The 14,435-nt window shown below is 49.6% G+C and carries 12 protein-coding genes; 5 read left to right on the forward strand and 7 right to left on the reverse strand.

Annotation, left to right across the window (positions count from 1 at the left end; genetic code table 11):
- Position 1 precedes the first annotated feature (1 nt).
- The 3 genes from V3O24_RS06140 to uvrB form a co-directional block, all read right to left on the reverse strand.
- Entirely contained in the window at positions 2-2,110 is a 2,109-nt protein-coding gene (locus tag V3O24_RS06140; RefSeq protein ID WP_104423070.1) for an ATP-binding domain-containing protein, read from the reverse strand.
- Positions 2,107-2,373 (reverse strand): DUF2281 domain-containing protein, encoded by a 267-nt coding sequence (locus V3O24_RS06145; RefSeq protein ID WP_104423071.1) that lies wholly within the window; start codon positions 2,371-2,373, stop codon positions 2,107-2,109. The genes V3O24_RS06140 and V3O24_RS06145 overlap by 4 nt, the downstream gene beginning before the upstream one ends.
- 146 nt (positions 2,374-2,519) lie before the next feature.
- Positions 2,520-4,532 (reverse strand): excinuclease ABC subunit UvrB, encoded by a 2,013-nt coding sequence (uvrB, locus tag V3O24_RS06150; RefSeq protein WP_331306606.1) that lies wholly within the window; start codon positions 4,530-4,532, stop codon positions 2,520-2,522.
- Positions 4,533-4,815: 283 nt separating this feature from the next.
- On the opposite strand from uvrB, the gene V3O24_RS06155 reads away from it, so the two are divergent.
- Positions 4,816-5,997, forward strand: coding sequence for a pyridoxal phosphate-dependent aminotransferase (locus V3O24_RS06155; protein ID WP_104423073.1), 1,182 nt, complete (start codon positions 4,816-4,818; stop codon positions 5,995-5,997).
- A 66-nt stretch (positions 5,998-6,063) separates the two neighbouring features.
- Here the strand turns inward: V3O24_RS06155 and V3O24_RS06160 are convergent, their stop codons facing one another.
- The 3 genes from V3O24_RS06160 to V3O24_RS06170 form a co-directional block, all read right to left on the reverse strand.
- The gene (locus tag V3O24_RS06160; protein WP_331306607.1) at positions 6,064-8,304 is read right to left on the reverse strand and encodes a hypothetical protein; all 2,241 of its coding nucleotides are present in this window, start codon (positions 8,302-8,304) and stop codon (positions 6,064-6,066) included.
- Between the two features lie 172 nt (positions 8,305-8,476).
- A complete protein-coding gene (locus tag V3O24_RS06165; protein WP_331306608.1) occupies positions 8,477-8,917 on the reverse strand; it encodes a VOC family protein in 441 nt (146 codons plus the stop codon).
- 11 nt (positions 8,918-8,928) lie between these two features.
- Positions 8,929-9,501 (reverse strand): DNA-3-methyladenine glycosylase I, encoded by a 573-nt coding sequence (locus V3O24_RS06170; RefSeq protein ID WP_331306609.1) that lies wholly within the window; start codon positions 9,499-9,501, stop codon positions 8,929-8,931.
- Positions 9,502-9,620: 119 nt separating this feature from the next.
- On the opposite strand from V3O24_RS06170, the gene V3O24_RS06175 reads away from it, so the two are divergent.
- From V3O24_RS06175 to V3O24_RS06185, 3 genes are all read left to right on the forward strand, one after another.
- Positions 9,621-11,156, forward strand: coding sequence for a thymidine phosphorylase family protein (locus V3O24_RS06175; protein ID WP_104423077.1), 1,536 nt, complete (start codon positions 9,621-9,623; stop codon positions 11,154-11,156).
- Between the two features lie 19 nt (positions 11,157-11,175).
- The gene (locus V3O24_RS06180) at positions 11,176-12,048 is read left to right on the forward strand and encodes a ribose-phosphate diphosphokinase (protein WP_331306610.1); all 873 of its coding nucleotides are present in this window, start codon (positions 11,176-11,178) and stop codon (positions 12,046-12,048) included.
- Positions 12,049-12,179: 131 nt separating this feature from the next.
- Entirely contained in the window at positions 12,180-12,746 is a 567-nt protein-coding gene (locus V3O24_RS06185) for a HupE/UreJ family protein (RefSeq protein ID WP_331306611.1), read from the forward strand.
- 58 nt (positions 12,747-12,804) lie between these two features.
- On the opposite strand, the gene V3O24_RS06190 is transcribed toward V3O24_RS06185, so the two are convergent.
- Positions 12,805-13,140: an ASCH domain-containing protein gene (locus tag V3O24_RS06190; RefSeq protein WP_331306613.1), complete on the reverse strand. Its 336-nt coding sequence runs from the start codon at positions 13,138-13,140 to the stop codon at positions 12,805-12,807.
- Between the two features lie 151 nt (positions 13,141-13,291).
- Here V3O24_RS06190 and V3O24_RS06195 point away from each other — a divergent pair, with 151 nt between their 5' ends.
- A complete protein-coding gene (locus tag V3O24_RS06195; RefSeq protein ID WP_104423080.1) occupies positions 13,292-14,311 on the forward strand; it encodes a hypothetical protein in 1,020 nt (339 codons plus the stop codon).
- The last annotated feature ends 124 nt before the right edge of the window (positions 14,312-14,435 follow it).

Here is a 14,435-nt window from a genome sequence, read left to right on the forward strand (position 1 = left end):
TTTAGAGCAATTCCTTTAATCTTGTTCTTAATTCTTCTGATAAATCTTCTTTGTGTATTTCGCCAATCATTAGACTTTGAAGTAAGTCATTTGCTGATGCAGATTTTTTTTGTAATTTTTTACGTTCTTGTTCTGTCATATCCCTATTAACTATATTGAGTTTTTTACGCTCTTCTGCTGTTGGATAAGTAAATTTAAGCTCAAACTTATTATGTTTTACTTCTTCAAATTCTTGTTTCAATGCCTGCATATTCTGTCCATAACCCAATACACGCACCCATGCTTTGCTTCGCGTTAATGCAGTAAATAACATATTTCGCTTTTGGGCTATATTAAAAGCGTCAAAACATTCCTGGGCGTTAATGATATAGACCATAGACGCTTCATTGCCTTTGGCGCGGTATATTTGCGTAAATACAACGGCATTATCTTTAAAAAATTCATCGGGGGTTGTAGTTACGCCAGCCAGATTAGAATTGATCCCTTTTTTAAATAGCGCTTCCCTTATTACACCTACAGCCCGTTTTGCAGTGTAAGGCTCAGGATGAATAACCATGATGTCGTCTAACTTTAATTCATCTTCCTTAATATTTTTTTCAATATCAGCGATTAAATAAGCAATTTGTTCCGCATCATTATTAAACGATTTAAATATAATCAAATCATCAATAGGTGAGTGTTTTTCTAAAAATTCGGGGCTGGATTTTTCATCTCTGGTTAAAGTGACTGGTTCACCATCCGCTAATTTTCCATCTTTAACTTTATAACCTACATCTTGCCAGAGTTGATGTTGATCAAACATCTGTATGAGTCCTTTTTTTCTGTAAATACCAAATCCTAAAGCATGAGCTGTGGCTAAAATGGGCCTGGAATTACGATAGCAAACATCTAAAACTATATCTTGCTTAGGCTTTCCTTGCGTGTTTTGTAAAGAAACAAATGGTTTATCAGAAGTATCTAAACCAAATAATTCTTCGGGTGATGGCATTTGTTTATTGCTGATATTTTGCAATTCATCATAGGCATATACCAAGCGTTTTGGCTGCTTTAATATCCCGTAACATAAACGTAAAAAATAGGGTGAAAAATCTTGAGCCTCATCAACCAAAACAACATCGTAATATTGCTGAAATGCTTTGATTTCGCTGTGAGCTTTTTCGCAAGCAACATCAAATCCCTTACCATAACTTTTTGCCATTAATTCGGCAGTCTTGAAATCAAAATACTCAATATTATGCTTCAGACAGATTTCATAATAGATACCACGTATTGAAGGGCTACCCCACGCGTGAATAATGTCAATTTTATCCCAATCTGGTTCTTCGTTTTTATGTTCTAGGGTAAATAAGGTAATGAAATGTTTAAATTGATTTTTAAGTGAACGGCTATTAAAAGTGACAGCTATACGCCAATCTGGATTTTTTGAATGTAAATAAGCAACTTTAAGAGCTAAAACAATTGTCTTTCCTGATCCCGCCAGTCCTCTAATACGCTGAACACCATCAACTGTTTCAATAACCGCAGTACTCTGTTGGCGGTCTAAATTAGCAATGGACTCTTCTAATTTTTTTAGTTTGGCGCCTTTGGAATCAAGCTTTTTAACATAGCCACGTTTATTTCTATTTCTTATGGTTGTAATAGATTGGATGACAGAAACCAGTTTTTGATAAGCCTGATTATCTTCCCAAGTCTTAGATTCCAGGAAATCAGCCAAATCGTTCTCACAAACCAAAATGGGGTGTTCAGAATGTATATCTGTGCGTCCTGTCCACGCAGACGCAAAGGTAGCAACATTTAATTGAACGGCTAAATTTCTCCCCTTAGTTAAATCCTTATGCTGCTTTAATTTAGATTCTAATTTCGTGTAGTTTTCATCTTGTATATCAGCGATTTCTATTCCTTCGTTATAAGCACCCTCGATAAGGTGAAAAATAACAGCACCGTGTCTATCGGAAAGTAATAATGCATCAATTTGATAGCCGCCTTCAATCGTACCAATAATTGGGTAACCTAAATACAGGTAGCCTTCTATATCGGTTCTTGTTTCAAAGTAATCAGCTAATCTTTGGCTGCTGATTGGCTTATCAGTACCGCCTCTAACAACAATCATTTTTTCAGCCCTACGCTATATCCGATGTCACAGTCTTGGCGTTGCTCATTTTGCCACTGTACGCCATCAACACCTGTAAAAACGCCCAGCTCAACGGCATTATCCAAGGCTTTTTCCAGTCGCTTTTTGCGTTGCTGCGGATCGGTTGTTAATCGGGCGTTGGCCTGTTTTTGCTCTAAAAATAGGACAAAATCAAAAACTTCCGCTTGTAGTTGCGGCGATAATTTCTCGGTATGCTGTTGTATTATTTCGTCTAAACGCATGTTTTGCTCATTTTGGTTAGTTATAAAAGGCAGGTATGCAGGCTCTGCCGTCCATTGTTCAGCCTAGCTGTATGTGTGTCAAGGTCGATGTGATTGACTAATATCGGAGCGGTTTTTTGCGTTGTTCTACCAAGCTTTAACGCTAACTACACCAACATCAACTCCTGCAAAACCTTAATCTCATCCCTGATCTTCGCCGCCTGCTCGAATTCAAGATTTTTCGCATGCTGGTACATCGCGTCTTCCAGTTGCTTCAGCTTCTTGCTTGCCTGTTTGGGCGTCATGGCCGCTTTATAGTCGGCCGGGAATTCAGCCACCTTGTCCAGCAGTTTATTGGCGGGGGTCATGCCTGCGCCGGGTATCGATACTTGCATAATATCGGTGACCGACTTGAAAATGGTCTTCGGCTCGATATGATGCTCGATATTGAACTGGTGCTGCTTTTCGCGGCGGCGCTCGGTTTCATTGATCGCCTGCTGCATCGATTTGGTGATTTTATCGCCGTACAAGATCGCTTTGCCGTTGGCATTCCGCGCCGCCCGGCCGATGGTTTGCACCAGCGACACGACCGACCGCAGGAAGCCTTCCTTGTCGGCGTCCAGTATCGCAACCAATGACACTTCCGGTATGTCCAGCCCTTCGCGCAACAGGTTGATGCCGACCAGCACGTCGAACTGCCCCAGCCGCAAATCGCGGATGATCTCGACCCGTTCCACGGTATCGATGTCGGAATGTAAATAACGCACCCGAACTCCGTGTTCCATCAGGTATTCGGTCAAGTCTTCGGACATCCGCTTGGTCAGCGTGGTTACCAGCACCCGTTCTTTTACGACAACGCGTTTGTTGATTTCCGACAGCAAATCATCGACTTGGGTGGTGGCCGGGCGCACTTCCACGACCGGATCAAGCAAGCCGGTCGGCCTGACCACCTGCTCGGCAAAAACGCCGGAATGCTCCCGTTCGTAGGGGCCCGGCGTTGCCGACACGTAAATCCGCTGCGGTGCTCTCAACTCAAACTCATCGAACATCAGCGGGCGATTGTCCAGCGCGGACGGCAGCCTGAAGCCGTATTCGACCAGCGTTTCCTTGCGCGACCGGTCGCCTTTGTACATCGCGCCGATCTGCGGCACGGCGACATGGCTTTCGTCGATAATCACCAGCGCATTGTCGCGCAAGTAATCGAACATGGTCGGCGGCGACTCGCCCGAGCTTCGACCGGACAGGTAGCGGGAATAGTTTTCGATGCCTGAGCAATAGCCGACTTCCAGTATCATCTCAATATCGAACAGCGTCCGTTGCTCCAGCCGTTGCGCTTCGACCAGTTTATCCAGCGAGCGCAATTGCTCCAGGCGTTCCTTGAGTTCCACCTTGATCGCTTCAACGGCTTCCAACAGCTGCTCGCGCGGCGTGACATAATGGCTTTTCGGGTAAATCGTATAGCGCGCCAGCCGCCGGATGATTTCGCCGGTCAGCGGGTCGAATAACGACAAGCGTTCCACCTCGTCATCGAACAGCTCTATCCGTAACGCTTCGCTGTCCGACTCGGCCGGGAACACGTCGATGACCTCGCCGCGCACCCGGTAGGTCGCACGGCGCAGGTCGATGTCGTTGCGGGTGTATTGCATTTCCGCCAGCCGCCGCAGGATGTCGCGCTGGTTAATCATGTCTCCCTTGACCAAGTGCAGCACCATCTTGAAGTACGATTCCGGCTCGCCCAAGCCGTAAATGGCCGAAACCGTGGCGACGACGATGGTATCGTCCCGTTCGATTAAGGCCTTGGTCGCCGACAAGCGCATCTGTTCGATGTGCTCGTTGATCGCCGCATCTTTGTCTATGAAGGTGTCGGAGGCCGGGACATACGCTTCCGGCTGGTAATAGTCGTAATACGAGACGAAATACTCGACGCTGTTTTCCGGGAAGAATTCCTTCATCTCTCCGTAGAGTTGCGCGGCCAGGGTTTTATTGGGCGCCATAATCATCGCCGGACGCTGCACCTGGTTAATCACATTGGCTATCGTGAAGGTTTTGCCGGAACCGGTCACGCCCAGCAAAGTCTGATGCACTTCTCCGTCATTCAAGCCCTCGACCAGGGCTTGTATCGCGGTAGGCTGGTCACCGGCTGGCTGGAAACGGCTGTGGAGTTTGAACTTCTTTTTCACTTGGATTTCTCAATGAATATAACTGCTTTATCGTTCCCATGTTTCGGCATCACTGCCATGATTTAAGGATTTTACCGTTCGCCCTGAGCTTGTCGAAGGGTGAATGGTAAAATCCGGTTCGCGTTGACTTAAGCCGTTCATGCTTCGACAAGCTCAGCACGAACGGCTTAAGTCACGATCAACTTCTCAATAAACATGTATTTTTAACACCTTGTTGTTAGTAAGCCATTATACATAATGTATAATCCTCTCCATCTTTGGCATTGATTTTACACGGGGAAACATGAGCATCAAACTTTCTAACAGAGTCCAGGCAGTTAAACCATCACCTACTTTGGCGATTACCGCCAGAGCCGCGCAAATGCGTGCCGCAGGCAAAGACATAATCGGCCTTGGCGCCGGTGAGCCGGATTTCGACACCCCGGATCATATCAAGGCAGCGGCGGTTAAGGCTATTGAAAACGGCCAGACCAAATACACCGCAGTCGACGGCATAGCCAGCCTGAAAAAAGCCATTATCGCCAAGTACAAGAACGATAACGGCCTCGATTACCAGCCTAACCAGGTCCTGGTTTCCTGCGGCGGCAAACAAAGCTCATTCAACCTGACCCAGGCCCTGCTTAACGCGGGGGATGAAGTCATCATTCCCGCGCCGTTCTGGGTTTCCTATCCTGACATGGTGTTGTTGGCCGACGGCGTGCCGGTGATTATCGAAACCACCCAGGCACAGCACTTTAAAATAACGCCTGAACAGTTGCGCGCCGCCATCACCGATAAAACCCGGTTAATCTTTATCAACAGCCCGTCCAATCCGTCCGGCGTTGCGTATAACCTGGAAGAGCTGAAAGCCTTAGGTGACGTGCTGAAAGATTTCCCGAACATTATCATCGCAACCGATGATATGTACGAGCACATCCTTTGGAAGAAAGGCACGTTTGTTAATATTTTAAACGCGCATCCCGAACTGTATGACCGCACCGTGGTCATGAACGGCGTATCCAAAGCCTATTCGATGACCGGCTGGCGTATCGGTTATGCCGCAGGCCCTGCGGATTTGATCGAGGCGATGACCACTATCCAGTCGCAAAGCACCTCCAACCCGACGTCGATTTCGCAACATGCCGCCGAAGCCGCGTTAACCGGGGATCAAAGTTTTATCGACGATATGTGCGTTGAGTTTAAAAAGCGCCACGATTATGTCGTCAGCGAACTGAACAGTATCGACGGCGTTGAATGCCTTGAAACCGACGGTACTTTTTACGTGTTCCCTAACGTGGAAAAGCTGATTGCCCGACTGGATAACATCGATGACGATTTGGGTTTTTCCGAATATTTGATCGAACAAGCCGGTGTCGCGTTGGTGCCGGGTTCCGCGTTCGGCACGCCGGGGCATATCAGGATTTCGATAGCCACCAGCATGGCGAATCTGCAAAATGCGTTGGAGCGGATTAAGAAGGCGATTTAAGTCTTTTGTAGGTAAATTGATCGGGGCGGGGGACGGGCGCAATGCCGCCGCCCCGGCCCCGGTCGGCTATTTACCAGTCAGCAGGCCGCCTAGAGCCGCCAGTTGATTGATCTCGTTTTTACTCGAAGTTTTAACGGCCTCCGCCTGAATGCCGTCCGCAAACTTATTGGCAACATCAAATTGCAAAGCTTGTGCGGAATTTTTGGCAATAACGGCGAGCACATCATCTTTGGCGCTCGATGCAGGCAGGCTGCTGAGTTCTTTTTCCGCCAGTGCGATTAACTCGGAGGCTTTGGTTGAATTATCCGTTCTGGCGTAGTGTCCGGCTATACGGCTTGCAATAATGGCTTTGTCGGCAGCCAAGGCCATAGTGGGAAGCTGGCCTTCCGCCAACTCCAAGGAATAACCGGCAATGCTGGGGTCGTAGCCGGCAATCAAGTCAAAGGACATGGCTTTATAGGCCGCATCCTGTATGTCTTTGTTGACGGCTAAGGCGCGGTTAATGGCGTTGTTTTTTAGCAATATTTGAATGACTCGATAGAGTGCCGCACCTTGTTGTTCTTTTGGAATGTTTTGCTGCATTGTCGGTTGCAGCTGATCGATATAGGCATAAGCTTCGATCAGCTCTATTAGGGTTTCGGTTTTTATCTTGCCGAGAAGGTTTTCGGTGCTTGTCAGCCATTTGGCGGCGCCGGCTCCGTCATTAATGTCATGATAAGCCCGTCCCAAGGCAGCGCGGGCGCTGACTTGCTGATCCGGGGATTCCAGTTTCGCCAGTAAGTTATCAGCCTGAGAGAAATAACTGTTAGAGGCTTCAACGTTACCGGCTTTAAAGTTATATACGGCGAGCTTTAACGCCGATTTTAATTGTGTAGTTGCATCCGGTATTTGTTTCAAGACGGTATCGGCGCGCGTCAGCAGGTCGTTCTTTTTGCTTATGCGGGCTTGATAAAACCCGGCCTGGGCCAGATAGTCGGCCTGATTGGCTGGGAGCGCATTAATCCTGGCTTCGATGGCGGCGGTAATATCTGTCACCAGTTTGTCCTGGCCTGCTTTTTGAGCTGCATCCAACACTAGCGCTGCGGTATTGATGTAGCTTTCGGTATCGACAACGTGTTGCCCTAACAGATAGGCGTCATTGAAGGAATTACGGCTTATTAGGCTCTTTACACGCCGATCGAGAAATAAATCCCACTCCTGGTTGTTAACCCCGTCGGACAGCAGAGAAACGGTAACAGGACTGATTTTATCAGCCGTATTCGTGGCGGCGGCAGTGCCGGTGTTTGTAGGGGTTACGGTATTTGGAGCGATACCGCTATTTGACGCGGCGGAGGCCGGTTTTCCCGCTCCGGGCGCAGCGTTTTTGTTCATATTATTGGCGAGTTTATCCGCATCCATACCAAAGGCGTTAAGCACTTTATTGGCTTTATCATGGGTGTCTTGCAGCGACATCTGTCCGTCGGTCTGTCCGGTTGCTCCGGCAGCAGGGATGAGAGCGCCTCCTTCGCCAACGCTACTGACGCCGACATCGCTATTGGCTGTGTCAGGAGTATTTTGCACTGATACCTGGCCGTCGGCAGGGGCAGCTGCAACGATGGCGCCGCCCTCTCCAACGCTGCTGGCGCCGGCATCGACTACGACTGGCTGAGGATTCTCTTTTTTAATGCCGAAAAGATAATACCCTGCCTCCACTGCAATAAGGACAGCCGCCACGCTACCGCCGATAAGCAGCATTTTTTTCATGTTCTTCTGTTTTGGGTCGCCGAAAAGCTCCTGCCGAACCTCGTCTTCTATTTGCTGCTTGCGTCTTTGTTCGGCTTCTTTTTTCAGTTGTTCCGCTATGTCCTGTTGTTCCTTGGTCTGGGAGGCTAATAGCCGCCTTTTCAGCGCTTCTTTTTCCTCTTGCTGTTTAAGTTTCTCCAGGTAGTCATTGATATTGACAAAACACTTGCTGCATTTTGTCGGATCCGGGGCATCCTTATCCAAGGTGTGTTTGAACTTACAATGCGGGCAGGTAAAAACGCGGGTGGTAACATCTTCCCTGCCTTGCGTCAGAGAAAGCTCGGGGCCTCCAGCTCCCGGTTTATAAACGCAAATAAGGCCCGCTTTATAAAGAGTTCCCTGGATTTTTTTGGCCTCTTCGCTGTCAACATTGCGGCGGATGCACAGACCCGAGCCTGTACCCCATGCGCTTTCAAGTTGTTCCTCTTTGATTTTAAAAATCTGGCAGGCTTTTTGTTTAATTTGTTCCGCATCGTCCATGCTTTCCGGGCGGATACCTCTTATAAATACATCGTATGAAGCCATGATTTTTCTCAAAAAGTTAACAAAAGGTGTCTGTTTTCAATGCTTAAGAAATAGAATCCAAAGTGAGGCGCAATCTTAACAGACGATTAGGGGTAATGGTAGTCAACGTGCTAAGGCGCATCTTATGGGAAGCGGCAGTGATATTTTCACGAGGACATTTAACCATATGCTTTTACCAACTCCCGGTATTCTCCATAGAAAGCCACGGTTCCTCAGGCGGCAGCGATGCGCCTTTTTGCAGGAGTTCGATGGAAATCTTGTCCGGCGAGCGTATAAACGCCATATGCCCGTCACGCGGCGGACGGTTGATGACTACGCCGGCATCCATTAATTTTTGGCAGGTTTGGTAAACATCATCGACTTCAAACGCCAGATGCCCGAAGTTGCGGCCGCCTTGATAATCCTCGGTATCCCAGTTATAGGTCAGCTCCAGCAACGGCGCGTGCATTTTTGCAGCCTGCCCGGCATCCTGCGGCGCATGCAGATAGACCAGCGTAAAACGTCCGGCTTCGCTGTCCATCCGGTGGGACTCGACCAGACCGAGCTTGTTGCAATAAAAGTCGAGGGATTCGTCCAGGTCACGAACCCGGACCATGGTATGCAGATAGCGCATCGTGTTGCTCCTTATGAAGAGTGGGTTTTAATTTCGGTATGCCGGTAACAATCGATAGTGTGATCGTTGACCATGCCGGTCGCCTGCATAAAGGCATAACAAATGGTGCTGCCGACAAATTTGAAGCCGCGTTTTTTAAGATCCTTGCTCATCAGTTCTGAGGTCGGCGTGGAAGCCGGAAGATCGGCGGCGGTTTTCCAGGCATTGTGCAGCGGTCTGCCATCGACGAATTGCCAGATGTACGCATCGAAGCTGCCGAAATCCTGGCGGACCTTCAAAAAAGCCTGGGCGTTGGTGACGGCCGCATTGACCTTCAGTCTGTTTCTGACTATCTCGGGGTTAGCCAGCAGTGCGTTGATTTTTTCCTCATCGTAGCCCGCGACTTTTTCAGCATCAAAATTGTCGAAGGCTGATCTGTAGCCGTCGCGCTTGTTCAAAATGGTAGACCAGCTTAATCCCGCCTGAGCGCCTTCAAGGATCAGGAACTCGAACAGCAGCCGGTCGTCATGCACCGGAACGCCCCATTCAAGATCGTGATATTGCTGTTCAGACGGGCTGGACAGCGCCCATGTGCATTTTTTCATTGGTGTTCCTTAATTTTACGAATGATGCGTTTCACTCGGTTCCGCGCATCCTCCAGTTATTGACAAGATCCGGTTCAAACCGCATCATCAATCCACTTATCCGCCGACTATTTTAAACCATGAGTAATGACACCCTGCAAGTTCGCCGTATCGGCATTGACACCTATCATGAAAACGTCGCTTATCTGAATCGCGAGTGCGGCGTCTACCGGGCCGAAGGTTTTCAGGCGTTGTCTAAAGTCCTGATCAGCACCAACGGTTCCAAGGTGCTCGCCGTTCTTAACGTGGTTGACGACAGCTCTATCGTTCAGCCGGGGGAACTGGGCCTGTCAGAGCAGGCATTCAGCCGGCTCAGTGTGGCCGAGGGCAGTCTGGTCACCGTCAACCATGCGGAGCCGCCAAAGTCGATGGATGCGGTGCGCCGCAAAATCAACGGCGAACGCCTCGATCAGGATGATTTTAACAATATAACTAACGACATTGTTGAAACCCGCTACTCGAAAATGGAAATGGCGGCATTCCTGGTCGCGACCGGGCAAAATAATCTTGACCGAGACGAACTGTTTTTTCTGACCCGCGCGATGCTGCAATCCGGCGACAGGATGAACTGGCATGAAGCGCTGGTAGCCGACAAGCATTGCATCGGCGGCATCCCAGGCAATCGCACCTCGATGCTGGTCGTGCCTATTGTCGCCGCGCACGGCATGTTGATACCGAAGACCTCCAGCCGCGCAATCACCTCGCCGGCCGGCACGGCCGATACCATGGAACTGCTGGCCGAGGTCAACCTGACGCCGGAGCAACTGCACGAGATCGTGGGCAAGGAACGCGGCTGTCTGGCCTGGGGCGGCACGGCCAAGCTCGCACCGGTCGATGACATGCTGATTTCTGTCGAACGCCCGCTGGGCATCGATTCTCAGGGACAAATGGTGGCATCGATTCTGTCCAAAAAACTGGCCGCCGGTTCGACTCATTTGCTTATCGATATTCCGGTCGGCCCGACGGCTAAAGTGCGGCACATGAATCAGGCGCTGGCCTTGCGGAAGCTTTTTGAATTTGTCGGCGACCGGCTCAACATTCATCTGGAAGTGATGATTACTGACGGCCGCCAGCCGATAGGGCGGGGCATAGGCCCGGTACTGGAAGCGAGAGACATTATGCAGGTGCTGAAAAACGATCCCGATGCGCCGTTCGATTTACGCCAGAAATCCTTGCAGCTGGCCGGAAGGATCATTGAATTCGATCCCGATGTTCGCGGTGGGCAGGGCTATGCCATTGCCCGCGATATACTCGACTCAGGCCGGGCCTTGGCCAAAATGGATGCGCTTATCCGGGCGCAAGGGGCTAAAGTAATCGATCTGCACCCCGGCAATCTTTGTCATGAGGTTGTTGCCGATTGCGACGGCGTAGTCATCAGTATCGACAACTTTCAAATGGCGACCATCGCCCGGCTTGCCGGAGCGCCGATGATGAAAAAAGCAGGCGTCGATTTATTAAAAAAAATGGGGGACCCGGTAAAAAAAGGCGACGTCTTATACCGCATCTATGCCGAATTCCCTGCCGATTTTAAATTCGCCCAGGATTTAGCGAACAGCAACAACGGCTACACTCTAGGCAGCGATGAACAAATCATCAAATCGCTGATTGCTTTTTAACCCGGAACAATTCCAGCTTATGATGATACTCGCCTTCCCCGATTACTTAAGCCAGGCGCAGCGCTTGGCTGTTCGGCTTGATGTGCCGCTGATCGAGGCCGCCGTGCATCATTTTCCTGACGGCGAAAGCTTGGTCCGCCTGCCGACCTTGCTGCCGGAACACCTTATTATTTGCCGCAGCCTTAACCAGCCCAACGACAAACTGATCGAATTAATGCTGTGCGCGACCACGGCGCGGGAATTAGGCGCTAAACGATTGACCCTGGTTGCGCCTTATTTGAGCTATATGCGCCAGGACATCGCCAACCGGCCCGGCGAGGCGGTCAGTCAGCGTATTATCGGCAGGCTGCTTGCGGATTTGTTTGATGACGTGCTTACCGTGGATCCGCATTTGCACCGTATTTCGTCATTAACCCAGGCGATTCCGATAAAAAACGCGATCAGCCTGACTGCCGCCGATGAAATGGGCGCTTTTTTAAAACAACAATTCAAGCATGCGATACTGTTGGGCCCGGACAGCGAATCGAAACAATGGGTCGGAGCTATCGCGGGCAAGATCGGCTTTGATTATGCGATTGCGACTAAAAACCGGCTCGGCGACAGACAGGTTGAAATGGCTTTGCCCAATAAAGATTATCGCAACAATCCGGTGGTTATCGTAGACGACATGGCCAGCACCGGCAGGACGCTCGCCAAAGCAGCCGGTCTGCTGCAAGCGGCAGGCAGCCGGGATATTTATGCTATCGTCACCCACGCCCTGTTTTGCGGCGATGCTTACATCCATATTCTTAATGCCGGCGTCAAAACCGTCTGGAGCACCGACAGCATCGACCATCCGAGCTCCTGTATCCAACTCGACGCCCTGCTTGCGGACGCGATTAAGGCTCTTTAATCGACAAGGCGTCGATAAAGCGTTGACAGACCCCAGACCAGTTAATAGACTGAGGCCTTTTTTATAGCAACGATAGACGGCGAGCCGGCTGGTCATCGTTTACCGGTTAACAATTTTAAGAGGACTCACTTATGCGTATTAAAAACTGGCTGATCGCCGCCTTGTGTTTTGTATCACCCTCACTTTATGCACACACCGGAGGCCACATTGACCACAGTTTGATCAGCGGTTTGATGCACCCTTTAACCGGCATCGACCATTTGCTGGTATTAATGGCGGTTGGCTTGATTGCGGCTAAGCAGGGCGGAAAAGCCTTGTTTGCATTTCCGGCTGTTTTTTTTGCATTGATGGCGGCAGGCGCCGTGCTTAATGTTTATGCGGTTCAGATACCGTTTGTCGAATCATTAATTGCTTTATCGTTAATCGCGTTCGGCCTGTTGGTCACTATCGGTCAGAAGCAACGCGCTAAAATATTTTTTCTGGGGCTATCGTTTTTTGCCGTATTCCACGGCTATGCCCATGCGGCGGAAATTCCTGCCGAGTCCAGCGCCGCGCTGTATTTTTCGGCGTTAATGCTGATGAGCTTGGCTATTTGCCTGGGCGGCTGCGTATTGGGCCTGAGTACAGGCAAGCGCATCAACTACCTGTTCTCATTGGCGTGCTTAAGCAGCGGCTTGTATTATTTAGCCGGCGCTTAGTCAGACATCAATATTAAACCCTCGCGTTGAATAGCCGAGGGTTTTTTGTCCATCAGCGTTAACTATCCGTCTTGGCCGTAAAACTATGCACCCATACCAGGGCGTCTTCATTCCAGGTCATTCCCGCATGCATTTTCAAGATAATGTCCCGGTACATATCCAGGCTGGGGTAGCCTTCCGCCCTGGCGTCGGCATCGGTCATGTCGCCTAAACGCTGGCGTTGCAGATCGGTAACAACAAAAGTCATCCCGTCCAGGTCGAAAGTTTCGCCGGGCCAGCCATATACGCCGTCGCGACGCTGCTGCGTTTTCATTCCGGCTTTTGTTGCTTCTACCAATTTCGCATGAGTGACCAGACGGTCTATCGAACAGGTTTTCTCAGGGTAAGCGTCCATTGTTGATCCTAAATCTAACATAAAGACTTCATTATACACCAAGCGTCCTGTCCTGTAGCCGTGGTCAGCGGCGGCTATTTTCGCATATCGTCTAAACTAATTCGGATGTTAGCCGATAGCCTGGAAAATAAACTTTCTCGGGCCAAAGCTAATGATCATAAAAAGTTCCGCCATCCAATTGGGCAGCAGGCATCAGTCTTTAAAAAGTTTTCAAGAATCCGAGTCTTTGCGGTCCTGGAAAACCGAACGGCAGACGAGGCCTAGCCAAAAAGAACAGCTGGCGGATACGCTAAGCCTAAGCAGTTCCGCTAAAACTCTGCACATCGATACGCAATCGGTGGATCTTAGTGAAAACCTTGACGCCAACCAGAGCGTTAAACTGCTGATTGTAAAACACATGGTTAAAGCCATAACCGGCCAGGATTTTAAGCTGTTTTCGCCGAGTGAACTGACTGCCGACACCGGCAGTATTGAGATAACAACAACGCCGCCTTCCACCGGCGCCGGCCTTGTTTACGAGCATCGCACCGTTTACCAGGAATCTGAAAGCGCCGGCTTTTCCGCCGTTGGTTCGATCCAAACACAGGACGGCAAAAGTATCGATTTTTCGGTTAAATTGAATATGAGCCGCGAATTCCGTTTGGAAACCAGCCGTTCGATCAGGCTCGGCGAGCCCGAACAGAAAGTCGATCCGCTGGTGATCAATTTTGACGGCAATGCGGCGGAACTGTCGCAAACACGTTTCGAATTCGATATTGACGCCAACGGCACGACCGAACAAATCGCCACATTAAGGCCGGGCAGCGGTTTTCTGGCGCTGGATAAAAATCAGGACGGCGTTATCAATAATGGTTCCGAACTGTTCGGCCCGAATTCCGGCAACGGATTTTCGGAACTGGCCAAGTATGACAGCGACAGCAATGGCTTTATTGACGAAGCCGACCCGATCTATAACAGTCTAAGAATCTGGCAGCGGCATGAGGACGGCAGCCAGCAGCTTATTGCGCTGGGTGATAAAAACATCGGCGCTATCTATCTGGGACACGCCACCACGCCGTTTCAATTACGCACCGCCGATAACCGGTCGCTGGGCGAAGTGACCGATACCGGCGTTTATTTAACTGAAGACGGTAAAACCGGGACTATCCAGCAAATTAACTTCAGCGTATGAAATACCTAAGGATCGTGCATAAATTAATTTAGGCAATTACCATGAAGAGCATGAAGGACATGAAGACTTAAACCTTTCATGCCGCTTCATGTCCTTCATGGTTAAAAAATGAAAAATAAAACTT

This window comes from Methylobacter sp. Wu8, from assembly GCF_036440755.1.
GTDB lineage: Bacteria > Pseudomonadota > Gammaproteobacteria > Methylococcales > Methylomonadaceae > Methylobacter_A > Methylobacter_A tundripaludum_A.